This window comes from Micromonospora sp. 067-2 (assembly GCF_046549295.1).
Lineage (GTDB): Bacteria > Actinomycetota > Actinomycetes > Mycobacteriales > Micromonosporaceae > Micromonospora.
Genome location: NZ_JAJPWB010000001.1, coordinates 659,009 through 679,357, shown reverse-complemented (window position 1 = coordinate 679,357; position 20,349 = coordinate 659,009). Strand labels below are relative to the sequence as shown.

General features: G+C 67.6%; 12 protein-coding genes. 5 read left to right on the top strand and 7 right to left on the bottom strand.

Annotated elements, in window-relative coordinates:
- Positions 1-2 precede the first annotated feature (2 nt).
- The 3 genes from ACLJN9_RS03255 to ACLJN9_RS03245 form a co-directional block, all read right to left on the bottom strand.
- On the bottom strand, positions 3-464 hold the full coding sequence (locus ACLJN9_RS03255; protein ID WP_410809451.1) for an SgcJ/EcaC family oxidoreductase: 462 nt from the start codon (positions 462-464) through the stop codon (positions 3-5).
- Positions 465-610: 146 nt separating this feature from the next.
- Positions 611-1,255 (bottom strand): dihydrofolate reductase family protein, encoded by a 645-nt coding sequence (locus tag ACLJN9_RS03250; protein ID WP_410809450.1) that lies wholly within the window; start codon positions 1,253-1,255, stop codon positions 611-613.
- Between the two features lie 245 nt (positions 1,256-1,500).
- Positions 1,501-2,001 carry a MarR family winged helix-turn-helix transcriptional regulator gene (locus ACLJN9_RS03245; RefSeq protein WP_410809449.1) on the bottom strand — a complete coding sequence of 167 codons (501 nt, stop codon included), beginning with the start codon at positions 1,999-2,001 and terminating at the stop codon, positions 1,501-1,503.
- A gap of 92 nt (positions 2,002-2,093) precedes the next feature.
- On the opposite strand from ACLJN9_RS03245, the gene ACLJN9_RS03240 reads away from it, so the two are divergent.
- The gene (locus tag ACLJN9_RS03240) at positions 2,094-2,516 is read left to right on the top strand and encodes a RidA family protein (protein ID WP_410809448.1); all 423 of its coding nucleotides are present in this window, start codon (positions 2,094-2,096) and stop codon (positions 2,514-2,516) included.
- A gap of 86 nt (positions 2,517-2,602) precedes the next feature.
- Here ACLJN9_RS03240 and ACLJN9_RS03235 read toward each other — a convergent pair whose 3' ends face one another.
- Complete coding sequence (locus ACLJN9_RS03235) at positions 2,603-3,535, bottom strand: NmrA family NAD(P)-binding protein (protein WP_410809447.1); 933 nt, start codon at positions 3,533-3,535, stop codon at positions 2,603-2,605.
- 105 nt (positions 3,536-3,640) lie between these two features.
- Between ACLJN9_RS03235 and ACLJN9_RS03230 the strand changes: the two genes are divergently transcribed.
- Positions 3,641-4,228 carry a TetR/AcrR family transcriptional regulator gene (locus tag ACLJN9_RS03230; protein ID WP_410809446.1) on the top strand — a complete coding sequence of 196 codons (588 nt, stop codon included), beginning with the start codon at positions 3,641-3,643 and terminating at the stop codon, positions 4,226-4,228.
- 35 nt (positions 4,229-4,263) lie between these two features.
- Here the strand turns inward: ACLJN9_RS03230 and ACLJN9_RS03225 are convergent, their stop codons facing one another.
- Positions 4,264-4,740: a hypothetical protein gene (locus ACLJN9_RS03225; protein WP_410809445.1), complete on the bottom strand. Its 477-nt coding sequence runs from the start codon at positions 4,738-4,740 to the stop codon at positions 4,264-4,266.
- 209 nt (positions 4,741-4,949) lie between these two features.
- Entirely contained in the window at positions 4,950-5,618 is a 669-nt protein-coding gene (locus ACLJN9_RS03220) for a hypothetical protein (protein WP_410809444.1), read from the bottom strand.
- A gap of 1,156 nt (positions 5,619-6,774) precedes the next feature.
- On the opposite strand from ACLJN9_RS03220, the gene ACLJN9_RS03215 reads away from it, so the two are divergent.
- On the top strand, positions 6,775-7,440 hold the full coding sequence (locus ACLJN9_RS03215; RefSeq protein ID WP_410809443.1) for a suppressor of fused domain protein: 666 nt from the start codon (positions 6,775-6,777) through the stop codon (positions 7,438-7,440).
- Positions 7,441-7,619: 179 nt separating this feature from the next.
- Here the strand turns inward: ACLJN9_RS03215 and ACLJN9_RS03210 are convergent, their stop codons facing one another.
- Positions 7,620-8,606 carry a lysylphosphatidylglycerol synthase transmembrane domain-containing protein gene (locus ACLJN9_RS03210; RefSeq protein ID WP_410809442.1) on the bottom strand — a complete coding sequence of 329 codons (987 nt, stop codon included), beginning with the start codon at positions 8,604-8,606 and terminating at the stop codon, positions 7,620-7,622.
- Between the two features lie 332 nt (positions 8,607-8,938).
- Here ACLJN9_RS03210 and ACLJN9_RS03205 point away from each other — a divergent pair, with 332 nt between their 5' ends.
- Both ACLJN9_RS03205 and ACLJN9_RS03200 read left to right on the top strand, forming a co-directional pair.
- Positions 8,939-9,451, top strand: coding sequence for a hypothetical protein (locus ACLJN9_RS03205; RefSeq protein WP_410809441.1), 513 nt, complete (start codon positions 8,939-8,941; stop codon positions 9,449-9,451).
- Between the two features lie 171 nt (positions 9,452-9,622).
- Positions 9,623-20,344 (top strand): LamG-like jellyroll fold domain-containing protein, encoded by a 10,722-nt coding sequence (locus ACLJN9_RS03200; protein WP_410809440.1) that lies wholly within the window; start codon positions 9,623-9,625, stop codon positions 20,342-20,344.
- Positions 20,345-20,349: the final 5 nt, after the last annotated feature.

Genomic DNA, 20,349 nt, shown 5'->3' with positions numbered 1-20,349 from the left:
CGTCAGTGGTCACGACCGGCCGCGATCATGGCATCACGCATGTCGGCCGTGTGTTCGTCGGCGAGATCAGGTCGGCCGTGGTACTGCGCCGGCGTGTTCTGGAACGACGCGACACGCCACGTGCCATCCTGCTGCACCGCGACCAGCGTCTGTACGGCATTGACTGCCGGGTTCAGATCCGTTTGGTTCGGTGGGATCATCCCGACCCGTGCTCGCAGCAGGACAACCGCGCTGCCGAGCGGGCGTACCTCCTGCACTCTCCACACGTAGGCGGCAGTCGGGTGGTCCGTGAAAATCGGCGCCAGGTGTCCCTGCACCTCCGACGCGCTGACCTGGCTGCCATCGAAGCCAATCAACGAACCGCCGTCGGCGAACAAGGCGGCGTAGCGGCTCGCATCGCGGTCGTTCCAGGCGGTCAGCAACTCCTCGTAGAGCCGCTGTGCCGCGGCACTCTCCTCAGCCATGGCGCCCATCCTGCCACCGCGCGCCGCGGCAGCTCTTCAACCCGAGCCGGACGACATCGCCCAGTGAGTGTCGCCTACACCGCCGCGCTGTCCGTGCCACGTGCGAGGTGCCGGAGCCGACGGCGGCGCGCTGGGCGCGGGTCACGTCAGTCGTCGTGCCCGACGCCGCGATCGGGTGCGGCCATGTCGCCCGTGCCGGGCGTGCCGTCGGCGAGCCCGTAGCGCAGGTAGACGGTGCCCTTCGGGCTGGCCGCCGGTGGTTCGAGGAGTGTGAGGTTCGTGGGCACCGCGTCACCGTCGAACACCTTCTTGCCGGCGCCGAGCACGAGCGGGTGCACCCAGAGGTCGAGACGGTCGAAGAGCTTCTCGCGCAGGAGTGTCTGCACCAGGTTCAGGCTCCCGACAACCTTCACGTGCTCGTGCCGGTCACGGACCTCGCGTACCGCGTCGGCCAGATCTGGGCCGAGCTGCGTGGACCCGGCCCACGAGAGGTCGGGCCCGCCGCGGGAGGCCACGTACTTCGGGACGCGGTTGAAGAGCGTGGCGATCGCGTCGTCCTCGCCGCCCTCCTGGTGGGGCCAGTAGGCGGCGAACATGTCGTAGGTCCGGCGGCCGAGCAGAAGGGCGTCCGTGCCCTCGTACGCGGCAAGAACCTGCGCCCCGGAGACCTCATCCAGCAGGGGCGCCTGCCATCCGCCGAATGAGAACCCCGCCGGATCCTCGTCGGGGCCGCCGGGCGACTGCGCGACAAGGTCGAGGGTGGCGAACAGCTCGATGTGGATGAGGCCCATGCCCTACTCCCTGTGAGGTGGTTGTCCCGGTCCCGAGAGTAGACCTCTGGGCGCCGGCAAACTCGTCACCGCGACGACTGATGCACAAGTTCGCGCGTCCATGGTGGTGCGACGGCAGGCGTGGTGGCAGCCGCGTACGGTGATCGCCGAGGTTCCCCGCGCGCGGCCCGGCGTCGGCCGGCGTGGCGCGCCTGGCGACACTGGTCGGCCTCACCCGACGCGCCCGGCCTGACTGACGAAACGCCTCAGGTCGGGTCGGTGGACCGGAAACCCAGCTTGGCGGCGATCCGGACGAGGGCTCGCCGGTCCTCGGGGGAGAGCGGGTCCAGGACGAGGCGACGCACCGCCCGGACGTGGGTGGGGGCGGCGGCGACGACCACCTGGTAGCCGGCGTCGGTGAGGGCGGCCAGCGTGTAGCGGCCGTCGTCCGGGTCGGGTGAACGCCGCACCCAGCCCCGTTGCTCGAACCGTTTGACGACGTTGGACAGGCGGGACAGGGAGCCGTTGGCCAGGTAGGCCAGCTCGCTCATCCGCAGCCGGCGCTCCGGAGCCTCGGAGATGTGGCTGAGGGTCAGGTACTCGAAGAGGGTCAGGCCGGCCGCCCGGTGCAGTGGCGCCTCCAACTGCCCCGGCAGGAGTAGGACCAGCGAGACCAGCCCGCTCCACGCTTCCTTCTCGTCGGCGTCCAGCCAGGGTGTCTCGTCGTGGGTGTCCGCGTCGGAATCCGGCTTCGCGGTGCTGACCATGGCGGCAGCCTACCGAGCAACCGTCACTTGAAGCTTGAAGTCAAGCGAGATACGTTTACTTCATGCATGAAGTCAAGGGAAACGAGACGATCATGAACAAGCCAGAATTCTTCGCCACGCCGGGCTACGGCGACTCCATGCGAGCCAACCTGCACTACTCGCAGGCGCTCCGGATCGGAGACCGGGTCGAGATCTCGGGCCAGGGCGGGTGGGACGACGACATCACCTTCCCCGAGTCCCTCGAAGCCGAGATCATCCGGGCTTTCGACAACGTCGAACGGACCCTCGCCACGGCCGGCGCCACCTGGCGCGACGTCGTCTCGGTGCACTCGTACCACATCCCCGAGTCCGCCGAGCAGATCGGCCAGGCACAGACCCGGGTGATGGTGGAGCAGTTCCGCAAGCGGATGGGCGACCGCGCGCCGATCTGGACCCAGATCGGAGTCTCGGCCCTGGGGGCACCGAAGATGCGGATCGAGATCCGGGTCACCGCCATTGTCGGCTCGGACGCCTGACCCACCACCGCACGGCCGTGGCCGCCCGTTGTCATCGCCGAGGGCGGCCACGGTCCTTCCGTAGGTGATCATGGGTCATGGCCGAGTCATCGCCGCGACGGCTCGGGCAGATTCTGGTGCGCCCACTCTTCGAGGGACGTGAGGGGAATGCCGAGGGCTTGCGCGTACTCCGGGCGGGCAGGTTGCCCGGTCACGTTCATCTTCTCGTGGGAGACGCCGGCCCACTGCGGCATTCCTGCGGCGACCGCCTCCTCCTCGGTCATGTCCGGCGCGGTCAGCTCGGTGCCCAGGGCGTCGGAGAGGACCTTGGCGATCTCCGTCAACGTCCGGTAGTCGCTCGCCAGCTCCAGCTCGACACCGTCGAATCGATCGGGCTCGGCGATGGCCGCGGCGGCTGCCCGGCCGATGTCGTCCACCGCGACGAGGGAGAGCGACGTCTGGGGCTTCAGGACGGTCGCCAGGCCGCCCGCGACGCCGCGGGGGAACAGGTATGCCGCGGAGGGCAGGAGGTTGTCCATGAAGAAGCCCGGCTTGAGGATCGTCCAGTGCGCGAAGCCCGCATCGCGGACCCGGTCCTGGATACCGGCCTTGGTGGCGTAGTAGGGCTCGAGGGTCGCCCAGCGACCTTCCGCCCAGCTGGCGGTTTCGGTGTGCTGTCCGGCGCCGCTGACCGACGTGTGCACGAACTGCGGCACCTCTGCGGCCAGTGCGCCGTCGATCAGGTTGACCGCCTGGGCCAGCTCGCCGTCGAAGTCGATCGTGTTTCCGTTCATCGGGGGCATCTGCACCGAGAAGACGGCTCGTGCTCCTCGCGCGGCCCTGACCACCGAGTCGCGATCCGTGAGGTCGCCGGTGACCAGATCGGCGCCGAGGGCCTCGATCGTCCTCGCGCGCTCGGTCGCGGGGTCGCGGACCAGCGCCCGGACGGGAACGCCGGCCGTGAGCAGGGCGCGAGCGGTGGCACCGCCCTGCTTCCCGGTGGCGCCGGTGACCAGGACGGGTGCGGAATCAGTGGCCATGAGCTGTCTCCTGTCGCGGGACGACATTAAACGGCGGGGTCCGCCGTTTATCCTCAGCTAAGATACGGCGGACCCCGCCGTTTAGCAACCTTGGAGGTGACGCCCATGCCGGCTCAGCGAGCCGACGCCCGGCGCAACTACGCGCGGCTGCTTGCCGTGGCCGAGCAGGAGATCGCCGCGCACGGCGCCGACGCGTCCCTGGAGCAGATCGGGCGCATCGCCGGAGTCGGCTCGGCCACCGTGCGCCGGCACTTCCCCAGCCGCCACGCGCTACTCGACGCGGTCTTTCGCGGACTGATCGAGACCCTGTGCGACCAGGCCCGCGCCCTGCGGGACGCAGCAGACGCGCGGGCCGCGCTGCTGGAGTGGCTGAACTCCGTCAACGGGTACGCCGCCACGATGAGGGGACTGGCCATGACGCTCACCGGCGACTGCCCTTCTGAACCTACCGAGGCTCACGGACATTGCGCCTCCACGCAGCTCACCCATGCGGGTGAACCACTCGTACGTCGCGCCGTGACGGACGGCGCGGTGGCACCGGACGTGACCATCGACGATCTGCTCGGGCTGATCACTGGCATCGCCTTGGCCATGGAGCACCACCCGGACCCCGCCGCCGACGCGAAACGACTACTCGACCTGGCACTAGCGGGAATCAGCCCCGCACCGAGGAGGACCGTCTCCACGGGATGAGCGACCGACCACCGCGGGCCGCTGGGAAGACCAAGCTAGACGGGTACCTTGATGGCGGCGACGGTCAGAACGATGGGGAACTCCTTGTCCATCTGACCGAGCAGCAGCACGACGATCCGCCCACCGTGCCTCCACGCCGGGAACTGCTCGCCACCGGTGAACATGGCGAGGTCGTAGTCGAGCCGGGAAACCTCGTCACCGGCGATCACCCGCTCGTACTCTGCCCGGAACGAGTACGGCTCCGCCGGACCCCATCTCGCCGTCAGCGCGGCGACCGCATCCCGCCGATGCCGCTCGAAACCGCTGTAAGCCTCTTCCCACAGTCGCCATGCCGTTCCGTCATAGTCGGCAGGCGTCTCGTGCAGACTCTCGAAGACCGCGATCGGCACGAACAGGGCTCTTGCCCCACTCTGTGCAGCCCCCTCCAGCCAGTCACTGGTGTCGGCCGATGCCCCGATGAACGGCCGTTCGACCAGTTCCTCAGCCGACGCTACAACGGTGGCGATGTTCACGGCCGGATCATACTGATCAGGGCCGTCAACCCTCCCGGTCTACCCGGGGGTGACCGCCTTGGCTGCGTCAGCGTGTCAGTGCTGGCAGGTCGGCTGATCGCGCTCGCCGGCCATTGACCGACGCTGGTCGGCCCCAACCGATGAGCGGCAGAGACCGGATCCAGAGGCCGGCGGTGATCCTGACTCTGTCGCGTCAGCGCAGCCCGCTTTCAGCTCAATCGCCAGAGCGCGACCGCGAAGGTCAGGGTGGGAAGGTCGTCTGACTGCCCAGGCTTCACGCTCTTGAGCCCGAGCCAGACGACGTTGCCGTCGCTCGTTTGCAGGCAGAGGCCGATTCCGGGCCGAAGGGCGCGAGGCGCGACCACTTTACCGTTGACCGCGTGGGTTTTCGCCGCAAGCAGGCAGTCTTCGCCGGTGGCCGGCTGTGACCCGCCAGCCGTTCCAAAATAGGCTATGTCGGCCCCGCGCAGTCCACGAGCGTCACCGTAACCGCCATACATCAGCTCCGCGTCCTTCTCGCCGCACTGGTTGACCCGCGCCTCAGGGTCGTCGTCCAGGGAAACCCTCGTGTACCCGCAGAAGGGGTCGGACGGCGCGGCGACGACGAAGCGCGACAGTTGCTGCGGGGCGCCGTAGCGGCTGCTGAAGCTTGGTGGTGCTGTGCCCGTGCTGCCCGTGACGGTGGTGACTGGCAGCTGTGGGGACGGCCGAGGTGCTCCCTCCGACGAACGGAGGAAATCACTCCAGTCTGGGACCGAGGCGCAGATGGCGATCACGAGCCCGAGCAACCCGAACACGATGGTCACGGCCACGGACAAGGTGTGTGAGGACCGTGAGTCACTGGTTCGTGGGTGATCGAGCTTCTTCTGCGGATCCATGATGGTCATCGTATGGCGGATCGACATCGTCCGGAGATGCCGCTGCCTGCACTCGACGAGCGACCTGCGACATCGCTGACAGCGTGCCGACGTGACTGATCGGAGCCGTGCCGCGACACGCGATCAGGGAGGCGACTTCAGGAAGGCGTACGGGTCTGGCTGCACCGTCATGGAGCTGAGGAGATCGCGCATCCGGGGGCACTCGGTACGGCTACCTGCGTCACGTCAGCGAACGACGTGCCCTGCTTGGCTGAGGCGGTGACGTGCGGGCCGCGCTACGAAGCAAAGATGTTGGCCACGGCGACTCGCACCGGGTCGGGTCGGCCCAACTCCAGTTGGGGTGGGCGCCGTTGGTCAGGAGCACCAGGACCATCTTGCGGTCGGGGTTGACCAGCACGGAAGGGTCAGCTCCGCCGTCAGGCGCAGTTCGTGACCGGACGGTGTGGCCGTGCCGGCAGCGCCCATGGCCGCGGTGCCCCCGGCGGGCGTCGATGCCGCTGCTGCCCTTGGCGACGTGGTCGCCGCCGTCCGGACGTCGGGCGCCGCGCCAGGAGCGGTTGCCGCGGCAGGCAAGGTGGCCTGATCGCGGCAACCGGTGAGGACGGTGGCGGCGGCGAGGCCTGCGCCGAGCAGGGTGCGGCGGTGCAGGGCGTGGCGGCGCAGGAACATGCGCGAAATGATGGCAGGTGACGAGGGGCCGGATCCAGCGCTGTACGGATGGGGTGGAAGCTGTCGCGATGGGTTCCGAAAAATTCTGGGCGAGTACAGCTGTCCTCGGCGATGAGGTCACCCCCGGCGCATGCGGCCATCTTGTTGGGCTGCGAGCCGCGGCCGGGGAGGCGGAGATCGAGCAGTTCACTGACGATCCGGCGGCTGCACTGCGTTCCCCGGACACCCCCCAACACGCGGTGGCAACGATGTGGGATGTCTCAGAGCCAGGCGACTCTCATCCGATCCCCATGTCTGACGACGTCCTCCTGCACACCAGATTCGCCGTTGTCGCTGCGGGATTGGAGACCTGGCAGCGGGTGATGGCCGACCCCTGTACCTCGCCCGGGAGTTGGCAGGTGGCAAATGCTGAGGAACTTCCGGGGGTTCCGTCTCGGGCTGTGCGAAGCGCCACCGGACTGCGGTGGGATCACGAGTCCGCGCGATCATGGTGAAGTTCGGCCGCCGGAAAGCGGCGTCGCAGGTCGTCGAGAGTCATCTCCGCCGGTTTCTCGGCAAACCTTTCAGCACCCTTGATGAGGCTCTCCCTGATGGGGCTGTGATTCGTCTCCACGGATTCGCCGAGGTGCCGAATGACGGGCAGCTGACCATGGTCACGGATGGGCTGGCCAGCCTCGCCCGTCGGCGTGGCTGGGCACGCCGGGACGGTTACGCCCAGGAGTTGCTGTTCGTGTTGGACGGCCAGTTCATGGGCCCAGATATGGTGGACTTTGTGATGTCCTGCGCGGTGCGTTACGCGCAGCAGGGGCGACTCCTTTCGTGGGACGAGCCGGTTCGCCTGGATGTCGACGTGCCGCCCAACTCCGGGATGAGATTCCTGCTCCCTACCCCGGTGGCCCTCTTCGGGGAGGATTTCCAGTTCGTCGCTGGTCCTACGGGTGAAACCAACTTCTGCCTGTTGGTACCCGCCTACGAGGTGGAAGCCGACCTTCTGGCGTCCCGGGGACCCGAGCATCTTTACGATGTCCTTGAGGAGCAGGACGTCGACATTTCCGACCTTCGACGGTCAGCACTGCGCACACGTGGGCACGGTCGAGCGGACCAGCAACCAGCCGATGATGCGGGTGGCACACCCGAGCACGGCCTCACGTAAGAAGTTGCGGCCCGTTCATTCGTTCATCTGCAGGTGCCGACCCATCCCGAGCGGACACTGTTCGACCTCGTGCAACACGTCGCCATGGGCCGCCGCATAATCAGCCGCCATCGTCGCCGCAGGGCGGTGCGGTGGATGTCGGTACGCGTCCCGCGCCTGCCCCGAATGCCCGTCAGCGGTCAGACCGGTGCGTCCTCGTGACGTCGGAGCATCAGCCCGGCGATGCCGCCGGCCGGGATGATGAGCCAGCAGGAGAGCATCCGGTAGACGAGAACGGCGGCGGCCGCGCTGATCGCACTCGCGCCGGCGGCGGTGAGCCCGGCAGCGAGGGCAGTCTCGATGACGCCGATGCCTCCCGGGGTGAGGGGCACCTGTCGGACGATCTGGACACTGAGATAGATGCCGGCAAGCGTAATCAGATCGATCGGCTGGTCGAGCGCTCGAACGGCAGCGGTCAGGCACATGAGGTCCGTCAGCCACTTGGCGGTGGCGAATGCGAGGGCAGCCGCCCAGTCGCGGGCACGCAGTTCCGCGCCTGCCCGCCATCCGTCCCGGGCCGAATTCAGCACCGCTCGTAGCCAGCTGGTTGCTCGGCTCCCTGCGACGATGTCGCGCCCACCCCGGCCGCGCTCCTCTGCGTGCCGGCGGGAAAACCGACGCCCGACCACCACGGCTGCGGTGGTGAGGGCGGCCAGCCCGACGACGACGACCAACGGCTGCCAGTTCAGGAACGCCCTCGGGCTGCGGGCGACGATCACCCCGCCTCCGCCGACGTAGAGCAGGGCGAGCCCGCCAATGGAAGCCAGCCCGGACACGATCGCGGTGGCGGCGGCCACCTCGCGCGTGGCGCCCGCCTGCTGATATTTCCGGATGGTGAACGCGGTGGCGACCGCAGCCCCGGCAGGCATGGTGATGGAGAGCGCCGTGCCGGCCAGGGTGACCGCGAAGGCGTGGGAGCGTCGCAGCCGCACACCCATCCTCTGCAGCAGACGCCGCTGCTGGAACGCGAAGGCGCCAATCGAGGCGATCTGCAGCAGCGCGGCGAGGAGGACCCAGCCGTAACTGGCCTTGGCGAGCGCGTCGACGACACCCCGGGGAGCCGGGAGACGTCCGCGAAGCCCGATCACGGCAAGGCCGACCACCACGGTGACGACGAGCAGACGCACCGAGGGCCTGCGCCAGATCGAAGCTGCCCGCCTCGGGCCATCTCTGGAGTTCGTCTCCGACAGGACAGGGGGACCTGCGGTGCCCACCCCCTGTGGCCACGCCGCCGACGTCGGCGGTTGAGGCTGATGATCGAGCATGCGTCGATCCTCGCAAACGGTTCGGCGCAGCGGGGTCAGCGGTTCGTCGCGTAGAGGGTCAGCGCGGCCAGCGGGTCCACGCGTATGACCCAGTCGTGCTGAACCGTGCGGCCCGTCGCCGGAGCGTACAGCTGGGCGCGGGCACGTATCGTCTCTCGGGTCGTCGGGTCGGAAGCGTGTCACGGGGAGGTCGGATGCTCGGGTGGTTGCGACGGCGATGGGCCGTCGTCGGGTCGGTCGGGCTGGTCGTGCTGATCGGCGTGAGCCTGGTGCTGCTCTGGCCCGAGCGGACGGCGCCGCCGAGAGAGCGCGAGTACGGAGCGTTCACGGCCTGTCTGCTCACCGATGACCGTGGTCTGGCCGGTGAGGGGGCGAAGGCGGCCTGGGACGGGATGCAGAAGGCGTCGCTGTCCACCCTGGCGAAAACTCAGTACCTAGCCGTCAACGGGCCGCAGACCCCGGCGAACGCCGCCGCGTACTTCAACGCGCTCGGCCTGCAGAAATGCCAGATGATCATCGCGGTCGGCGCAGGGCCGGTCGGTGCCACCGCCGCAGGGCGGAGTCGCTTCCCGGAGGCCCGCTACCTGGTGGTCGGCGAGTCGTCGGACAGCGGGCTGCCGGGGGTGTCCGACGTTTCCGCCGCGACCATCACGTCTGCCGTGGAGAAGGAAATGACCGCCGCAGTGGACCGTCGCGACGGCTCCTGATCTCATACTTTTAGATGTCTTGTGCTTTCAGAAAACGTCCAGAAAGCTTAGCCCCGGCTTGATCACGCTACGGGGAGGGCTGCCATGGGCGGTCGGTGGATCAATGGTGCTCGCACGACGGTGAACGGGCGGCGGGCATCGCCGCGCGGTCCCGGCAGCCGACGCGTTGCCGTGGTTCTTGTCGTGGTGCTGGCGCTGTCGGTGGGAGCGCCCCGTGAGCCGCTGCCGCATCAGGGAGGCACCGGATTTCCGTTGAGCTGGCTCTGGTCCGCTCTGTCCACGCGGGTTTCCTGGGGAGCGGAACCGGCCACGCCGAAGCAGCAGACCGGCGATTCAGCCCCGAAGGGCCACTACGTCAAGGCTCCGCTCACCAGTTACCGGAGCAAGTCGGCTCCGGCCAAGGGTGAGCTGCGCCAGCACCAGGCGCACCGCCCGTCGACCGGGGTGCGCACCACGGGACCGATCCAGCACGGCTTCGCCAAGGCCACCAGCAAGCGGGTCGCGTCGGCGGCCAGTGAGAAGGCCGATGTCTATCAGAACGCGGATGGCTCGTTCACCCGCCGCGTCCACCAGCGCCCCGTCAACTATCGGGACAGCGCCGGCATCTGGCGCCCGATCGACAGCACCCTCGTCAGGAACCCCGCCGGGCGCATCACCGTCAAGGCCAACGCGCTGGGGGTGAGCTTCGCCGGTTCGCCGACGGCTGGGCAGCCCCTGGTCGACCTGTCACTCGGTGCCGGCCGCGGGCTGAGTTACGGACTTGCCGGTGCCGACCTCGACGAGCCCACCGTTGACCGTGAGATGGTCACCTACGACCAGATCTTCCCGAACGTGGACCTGACGCTGGGCGTCACAGGCACCGAGGTCAAGGAGAGCCTCATTCTCCGCTCGGCCCAGGTGCCGACCGAGTACGTCTATCCGCTCACCCTTACCGGGCTCACCGCCGACATCGACGACACCGGGGCAGCCGTCTTCCGGGCGGCGGACGGCTCGCTCGCCGCCCGGATGCCCGTCGGCTACCTCGAGGACGCGAAGATCGACAAGACCGGCGCCGGTGCCATGTCGCACGCGGTCCGGTACGAGATCGTGCCGCACCTGGCAGGTAAGGCCCTGAAGGTGACGATCGACGGCGGGTGGCTTCGTGATCCGGCCCGGAAGTTCCCCGTGGTCCTGGATCCGACGACCGGCACACTGGCGACCACGAACAGCGACACCTACGTGCAGTCCGGCGCCAACGACCCCGACCGGTCCAGCGAGACCAGCGTCGCGGCGGGTACGTTCAACAATGGCGCCGCCGACAGCAAGGCTCGGGCGCTGCTGCCGTTCCCGACGTTCGGCACCACCTACGCCGGTAAGAAACTCAGCGCCGCCGATCTCAACCTGTTCATGACCTACCAGGGCATCGGCACCGGGTGCGAGGCCAAGCGCTTCGACGTCTACCGCGTGACGGCCGCGTGGTCGTCCACCGTCAAGTACGGCACCTTCCCGGCGCTGTCCCCGACGATCGGCAACGCGTCTCCGACCAACACGGCGGCCTGCGGCAACACGGCGGGCACCCGGAACGTGGGCACGTGGGTGTCGGTGCCCATGAACGTCGCCCAGATCAACGAGTGGGTGACCGGCGGCGGCAACTACGGCCTCGCGCTGACCACCAGTGAGACCGACAGCAAGGCGTGGAAGCGATTCACCTCGGCGAACCCGAACCTGACCTGCACGAACAGCGTCTACGGCGCGATCCAGTGTGACCCCTTCATCGACGTCACCTACACCGACAACGTCGCACCGCAGGTAAACGTCCGCTACCCCGAGAACAACTTCGCCGTCAACACCCTGACTCCTGAGTTGGCGGCGTCGGGAAGTGATCCCGACTCCTGGCCCAACAAAGGCCTGCGGTACAACTTCTTCGTCTACAACGACGCCGGCAGCCAGATCAGCACCTCCAACTGGATCACCGGTGGCGTGTGGAAGGTGCCCGCGGGAGTGCTCGCCTGGGGCAAGTCGTACTACTACGGCGTCCAGGTCAACGACTGGTCCTCGACAGCGCCGTCCACCCCGGTGCGGTATCTGTTCAGCACCCAGGTGCCGCAGCAGATGATCACATCGGATCTGGCCCAGAACGGTGGCAAGGGCTTCGAGGCGAGTTCCGGCAACTACACCACCTCGGACACGGACGCACAGGTGGCCGTGGCCGGCCCGGCCCTTTCGATCACCAGGGACTACAACAGTCTCGACACCCGCACCGACGGTGCCTTCGCGCAGGGCTGGTCGTCCCTGCTGGACATGCGCGCGCAGGAGTTGACAGACGCCGGGGGCGCCCTACAGACGGTCGCGGTCCGGTATCCCAGCGGCGAGGATGTCTCCTTCGGCCGAAACCCCGACGGGACGTGGGCGCCGCCGCTGGGCCGGTACTCGGTGTTCAAGCCGGTCACCGGCGGGTATTCGCTGACCGACAAGGACACCACCACCTATGAGTTCACCCGCGCCCTCGGCGCCGGGGCGTACAGCGTGACGAAGGTCACCGACGCGTCCGGCCGGTCGATGACTCTGCGGTACGACGGCAGTGGCCGGGTCGACCAGCTGCGATCAGTCGCGTCGAATCGCAGCCTGGCGGTGGCCTGGTCGCTGCCACCGAACTCCACCAGGTGGCACGTCGCCACCATCACCACCGATCCGGTGGTCGCCGGCGACGCCGCCACGGCGCTGACCTGGAGTTACCGCTACGACAGCGACAGGTTGACCGAGGTGTGCCCGCCAGCTGCGGGCGCCAACTGCACGCGGTACGAGCACACGTCCTCGTCGCAGCACGCGAGCACGGTGTTGAACACCGGCCCGTACTCGTTCTGGCGGCTCAACGAGGCGACGGGAGCCACGGTCGCCGGCAGTTCGGTGCTGTCCAACGACGGGAACGACGCGGCCACGTACAGCAACGTCAGCCTCGGTGGCGGAGGGCCGCTCGCCGGTTCCGCATCGACGTCGACAGCCTTCAACGGCACGTCGTCGTCGGTGAAGCTGCCGGCGAAGCTGGTGACAGAGGCGTCGTACCAGTCGATCAGTATGTGGTTCCGGACCGGCAGCCCGAACGGGGTGCTCTTCAGCTACCAGCAGGACCCTGTCGCGGCAGGTGCCACCAGCACCAAGAGCTTCACCCCGGTGCTCTACGTCGACTCCGACGGCAAGCTGCGCGGCCAGTTCTGGATGGGTGCTGCCGCTTCCACCATGGCCTCTCCGGCACCGGTCACCGACAACCAGTGGCACCACGTCACCCTCGCCGGACGCGGCGGTAACCAGGCCCTGTACCTGGACGGCAACGAGGTGGCCACCCTCGCCGGCACGATCAATCTGAACCTCGGCATGACCAACGCCTACATCGGAGCCGGTTTCCTGGGCAGCGGCTGGCCCAACCAGCCGTACACCACCCCCACCGCGACCTTCTTCAACGGATCCATCGCCGACGTCGCCTTCCACAACCAAGCCGTCACGGCCACCGCGGTGACTGCCATGTACGCGAGCGGTCGAGCGGCCACGCCGCTGCTGTCGAAGGTGACCTCTCCGGGCGGACGAGTCCAGGCGACGGTCCAGTACGACCAGGTCAGCGGCCGTGTCAAGCAGGTCACCGACGAGCTCGGCGGGGCATGGAAGATCGGTGCCCCGACCGCTGGCGGCTCCAGCCAGGTGTACGTGTCCTCCGTACTCGGGTCCCGTCCGGTGCACTACTGGCGGCTTGCCGACATCAGCGCCCCCTACCAGGCCACCGACGAGGTGCGCGGCGAGTCGCAGGCGATCGACTACAACAACGTCACCTTCGACACCACCCAACCGAACACGACGAGCCCGTTCAGCGACTCGTTCGGCGGAGTCTTCAACGGCACCGACTCGTACATCCACTCCGACATCTACACCGGCATCGGCGCGGACGAGGGAGACATCTTCGCCCCGAACTCGGTCGAGCTCTGGTTCAAGACCCCGGCCAACCACGCGAAGAGCGGCGTCCTGCTGGGGTACACCGGCTATCCGAACGGCAGCGGGCCGGATGCGACGGCCCCGAACTGGACGCCCGCTCTCTACGTCGGCGCGGACGGCCTGCTGCGCGCCGAATTCTGGGCGGACACCGGTCCGCAGATCACGTCGCGAGCCAAGGTCAACGACGGCAAATGGCACCATGTCGTGCTGACCGCGACACCCACCCTGCAGAGCGTCTACCTCGACGGGGCCGAGGAGGCCAGCCGGCTCGGCAGCTTCACCTACCCGAACATCCACAACACCTACATCGGCGCAGGGGTAACCAAGAACTGGCCGAGCTCCTCCTCGGATGTGTCCTACTTCAAGGGCAACATCGCCGAGGTCTCCACCTACGATCACCCGCTGAGCGCCGCCGAGGTGGACGCCCACTATAAGGCGTCCAAGAGCGCGGTCCAGCCGGGTGCGGGCACCACCGGCTCCACCCTCACCCCGGTGTCCACCACCACGGTCACCGATCCCGACAACAAGACGTCCACGCAGATGTTCGACCTGGTCAACGGCAACCGGCTGATCGCGCAGACCGACGTGCTGGGCAACACCACCACCTACGGGTACGACATCGGCGGTTACACCTCCGTCGTCTACGATCCGCTGCACAACAAGACCGAGACCGGCCGGGACGTTCGCGGCAACACGATCCGCACGATGACCTGCCTGAGTTCCGTCCAGTGCCGCTCGGCCTACTTCACCTACTGGCCCGACGCGACGACGAAGGTCCTGACACCGGACCCGCGCAACGACCAGCTGATCGAGCACCGCAGCGCGAACTCCATCGACAAGGCGGACAACACCTACCTGACGAAGTTCGGCTACGACACCGCCGGCAACCGCACCAGCACCACGTCGCCACCTGTCGCGGGCCACCCGGCCGGCCGCACCACGACCATGACGTACACGACCGCCACGACGCCGGCCGTCGGCGGTGGCACCACGCCCGCGGGTCTCCCGCTCACCACGGTCTCGGCTGGCGGAAAGACCCAGACGAACGACTACAACGCGGCCGGTGATCCCGTGCGGGTCACCGATGCCGCCGGTCTGGTGACCGAGTTCAGCTACGACGGTCTGGGGCGGACGAGCACCCAGACCGTCAAGACCGGCGGCCCGCTGGGTGACCTGGTCACCGCCTACACCTACGACGCCGACGGCCAGGTGCTCACCCAGACCGACCCGCCGACGCTCAACCAGGTGACCGGTGCGACGCACACCGCGAAGACCAGCACCGCCTACGACGCCGACGGCAATGTCACGACCCGGACGGTGCAGGACCTGACCGGCGGCGACGCCGCCCGGACGGCGAGCACCGACTACGACGGTCACGGCCAGGCTGTCCGCTCCGTCGACCCGGCCGGCGGCGTCACCCTGATGGAGTACGACAGCTACGGCAACACCACCAGGATCGTCACCTGCGACAGCAGTCCCGCAGCGGGTGCGCCCTGCCCGTCCGGGGACACCGTGCGGGTGGTGGCGAAGACCTACGACGGTGAGAGCAACGAACTCACCACCTCCATCACCGGCGCCGACGGCACCACCACCCGGGTCAGCTCGAAGGCGTACTACCCCGACGGCGCGCTCGCCTCCGACACCGACGCAATGGACTGGGTGACGAACTACGCCTACAACGGCGACGGCACGCTGAAGCGGGTCACCCGCAGCGGCGGGGGCTTCATCTACCTCGTCGAGGAGAACAGCTACGACTTCGACGGCAGGCTGGATTATCAGCGCACCGACAACGGCGTGACGGTCACCAATTATGGCCACGATCCCGCGGACCGGGTCACCAGCGTCACCAGGGAAGGTTGGGATTCCCCCGACGGAAACTCGCCCGCCGACGTGTCCACGTTCACCTACGACGCCGACGACCATGTCCTGACGACCCAGCGCAAGAGCGACTACCGGCTCCAGACGGTACTGCAGACCGAGGAGAACACCTACGACCCGATGGGCAGGGTCACCTCGTCGAGCATCCGCGCGGACGCTGGCGGCCTGCCCAGCGGGTGGTGGAAGTTCGACGAGTCTGGCCCGGGAGACGCGGTCGACAGCTCACTGTCGCGCCGTGACATGTCCGACAGCAGCGGGGGACTGATTGCCCGCAGCGACGGCGCAGCCGTCCTCAACCGCAAGGGGGTGTTCCAGACCTATCACGAGGTGCTGGACACTGCCCAGTCGTACTCCGTGTCCGCATGGGTGAAACTGAACAACTTCTCCGACTACCAGACCGCGGTCGGTCAGGGCGGCTACAACCAGGGTGCCTTCTACCTGCAGTACAACAAGGGTCTGAACAAGTGGGTCTTCCTGTCCGCTGCCGAGGACAGCCCGACGTCCGCCCAGTACTCGGCCACGTCATCGGCCGCGCTCACCGCCAACACCTGGGTGAACCTGGTCGGCGTCTTCGACTCGGACACGAAAAAGATGTCGCTCTACGTCAACGGCGTGCCCGGCACCAGCGGCACCAATCCGACGCCGTTCGCGTCCGACGAGGCGTTGACGGTCGGTGGCATTGAGCTGGGCAGTGGCACGGGCCCGACGAACCTTCTCGACGGATCCGTCGACAACGTGCAGGTCTACCAGCGCGCGCTGTCCGCGTCCGAGGCTTCGACCCTCTTCACCGGTGGGCGTACCGGCAGCTCCATCAGCACCAACAAGATCACCACGACCTACACCGTCGACAATCTGGGCCAGACCGTCGCCGAGCGGGATCCGCGCGGCAACACCACCACCTACGAGTACGACGCCGCCGGCAACCTGGTGAAGGTCGTCGCGCCGTCGGTCTCCACGGAGGCATTCGGTGGCTCGGGCCCGATGCCGGCCGTGCCAGTCTCCCGCGTCGGATACAACACCTTCGGCGAGCAGGTGGAGACCCAGGACCCGCTGACGAACGTCATCAAGACCCAGGTCGATGCCCTCGGACGGCCGGTCAGGACGATCCTGCCCGACTACACACCGCCAGGCGGCACCCCGATCGTCGGCGCCAGCACCACCACGGCCTACGACAAGCTCGACCAGGTCGTGTCCACCACCGATCCGATGGATCGAACCACCACCTTCGGTTACGACGGGATGGGGAACCGGACCAGGGTCACCGACCCGGCCGGGAAGTCCTCCACCGCCGCCTACGACAAGGTCGGCAACCTGCTTGAGACGGTCGACCCGACCGGCGCGAAACAGACCTCGACGTACGACATGGTGGGCCGGGTCCTCACCTCGACGCAGGTGGTGCGGCAGACGGGCGACGCACACACCACCACCTACAACTACGGGTACAACGACCAGGGCGAAGCTCCCTGGCCGCACTGGATCCGCACCCCCGACGGCGTGAAGACCTCCTACCAGTACGACTACAACGGCGCGCCGATGAAGCAGACCGACGCGGCCGGCAACGTGACCAAGTTCGCCTACGATGGCATGGGCCGCCAGGTGCGTGTGACCAACCCGGACTACACCGCGCAGACCACCGCGTACGACGGCGCCAGCCGGGTGGTGCAGGTACGCGACCTCGATTCTGCCGGCGCAAGCCTGCGAAGCCGTTCGATGGGGTACGACGACGCCGGCAACCTGACCACGGCGAGGGACGCCAGGAACACCACCACCAGCTTCACCTACGACGCACTCGGTCGGCTGACCGGCGAGACCCAGCCGACGACCGCCACCACCGCCATCTCGACCTCGTTCGGGTACGACGCGGCGGGCAACCGCACCCGGTTCACCAACGGTCGGGGCAGCGAGTTCTGGACCACGTACAACGCATGGGGGCTGCCGGAATCGCAGATCGAGCCGGTCACGCCCACGTACCCGAATCTGGCCGACCGGACCTTCACCGTCTCCTACGACGCGGCAGGCAGGGTCAGCGACCAGCTCGCCCCCGGCGGCGTCAAGGTCACGAATGCCTACGACACCCGCGGTCGGTTGACCGGGCAGAGCGGCACGGGCGCCGAGGCGGCGACCGCCGCCCGCACCTTCGGCTACGACGACGCCGGCCGGATGACGTCCCTGTCCGTGCCCTCGGGCACCAACACCATCTCCTACGACGACCGCGGTCTGCCGTTGACCATCAGCGGACCGACCGACAACGTGTCCTACACGTACACGAAGGACGGTCGGGTGGCCTCGCGCGGTGACGCCGCGGGAACGACGTCTTTCACCTACGACGTCGCCGGTCGGTTCCGCACGGCGGTGAACCCGACCACCGGTGTCAACGTGTTGGCCGCCTACAACTCCATGTCCCAGGTCTCGTCGATCGCCTACGGCTCCGGCAATGTCCGAAGCCTCACCTACGACCCGTTGCAGCGGCTCAAGACCGACACCCTGAAGAACGCCGCAGGAACGACCACGCTCGGGTCGATCACCTACGGCTACGACAACAACGACAACGAGACGTCGAAGGCCACGACCGGCTTCGCCGGGTCGAAGTCCAACACCCACACCTACGATCTGGCCGACCGGCTCACCTCGTGGAACAACGGCACCACCACCATCGGGTACGCCTATGACGACGCCGGCAACCGCACCCAGGCCGGGTCGAAGACCTTCACCTACGACGCCCGCAACCAACTCTCCACGCAGAACGACGGCTCGTCGTACCTCTACACCGCGCGCGGCACCCTGAAGCAGACCAACTCCGGGGCAGGTATCCACACCACCACCGCGGACGCCTTCAACCAGGTGATCTCCCAGCAGAACGTGGGCGGCACCAGCACATACACCTACGACGCGCTGGGACGCGCCATCCGGCCGGGCTTCAAGTACAGCGGTCTCGGCAACGACCTGGCCCAGGACGTCTCCGCCATCTACACCCGGGGTCCCGGCGGGGAACTACTCGCCGAGGGCGCAGGCTCCGGAGCCGGATCGGTCTACGCCTGGACCGACCAACACGACGACGTCGTCGGCCAGTTCACCGCCACCGGTACGACGCTGAGCGGCTCGGTCACCTACGATCCGCTCGGCAGCGTGCTCAACACGTCCGGCATGGTGGGGAACCTCGGTTACCAGTCGGAGTGGACCGACTCGGTGACCGGCCGGGTCAACATGTTGGCCCGGTGGTACAACCCCCAGACCGGGCAGTTCGACACCCGGGACACCATGACGAACAACCCGGTGCCCGACTCGGTCGACGCCAACCGCTTCCAGTACGGCGACGCCAACCCGCTGACCACGACCGACCCGACCGGCCACTTCGGGTTGAGCAGCTTCAAGAGAGCGTTCAAGAGCACGGTCTCCGTGGTGACGAACCCGGTCGCCGCCATCCAGACCACCTATCGAGCGGCCACCACCGTCTACCACAAGGCCACCAGCGTGGCCAAGAAGACCTACAACTACGTCGCCTCCGGCAAGGCCTGGAAAGATGTCAAGAAGACCGCCCGCTCGGTCAAACACAAGGCCAAGAAGGCGCTTCATACCATCAAGGACACCACCGTACGGTGGGCCAAGAAAAAGATAAACAAAGTCGTCGACGCATATCACGCCACCAAGAACTGCCTGTCCAGCGGTGTGAAGAAATGCGTCAAGGAAACCGCGAAGAAAGCCGTCAAGAAAGCTGTACAGAGCGTCAAGTCCACTGTCGAGGCCATCAAGAAGGACCCGTGGAAGTTCGCCGCCACGGTAGCTGTCGGGATCGCGGCGACCCTGGCCGTCGGGGCGCTCTGCGCCACCGGGGTCGGTTGCCTGATCCTCGCCGGCGCTGCTGCCGGAGCGATGTCGGCCGGGGCCGGCTACATGGTCGACGTGTCCCGTGGTGACGAGGACTTCTCGTGGAACGGCCTGGCCAGCACCATGATCGAGGGCGGCCTGGACGGCGGTCTCTCCGCCGGCCTCAGCAGGTTGACCGGAGGCGCCACGAAGCTTGTCGGTGGTGGGGCCGCGAGCCGGATGCCCGGCCTCGGCTCCCGGGCGTCGAGCAGCAGGAGCGCGGGCGCGGGTGGGCCTGAGCGGCCGAGCGGCTACCAGGGCCGGCACCGTGCATCCGGGTGTTCGCCCCTGCACAGCTTCGATCGGGCTACGCGGGTACTGATGGCCGATGGTGGTACCAAGGCGATCAAGGACATCGCCCTGGGGGACAAGGTCGCCGCGACCGATCCGGAGGCGGGTGAGACTGCTCCCAAGCCCGTCACCGCGCTACATGTCAACCGGGACCGTGACCTGACCGACGTCACCGTCCGGGACGGGGACTCCGGCATCACGACCGTGCTGAAAACCACTCAGCACCACCCGTTCTGGGACGCCACTGACCGCAAGTGGGTGGACGCCGCGAGGTTGACCGTGGGTCACCGGCTGCTGGTGCATGACGACAAGCGGCTGGAAGGCGACGGCACCGGCGCCGGAATGGGGGGCGGCGGACCTGGAGAGCAGGTCACCGTCACCAAGGTCGACAACCGTGCCGGCGACGAGGAGATGCACGACCTCACGGTCGCCGACACTCACACCTACTATGTGGTGGCCGGCGACGAACCGGTCCTGGTCCACAACAACAACCAGGAGTGCCGCAGGGCAGCCAATGGGCGGTTCGAGGCAGATCCGAATAGGCGCCAAGCGGGGGAGCCCGACGGCGATGGGATGCTACGCGGAACAAACGAACCTGGCTACGTGACCAGCAGGCCAACCCTGAGAACAAGCGTTGAGAGAAGAGTCTGGGCAGCGGCTGAGGTCGGACCTCACGGTGGGCGAATCTGTCGTCGGAGTGGACCGAACTGTGTCGGAGAAGTTATGGTGCCACCCGGTTCGCCTCAACAGCGGGATTGGGACTACGGGCATGACCAGGGCGACGCCTGGAGCAATACACAGTTTCCTCCCGATGTTACGCGCGAAGGTGTAATTGATCGGTACCACCAAGGCGGTGGAGTAGAATGCATTCCCTGTAACCGTGGTGCTGGCGCAGACTGATTGGT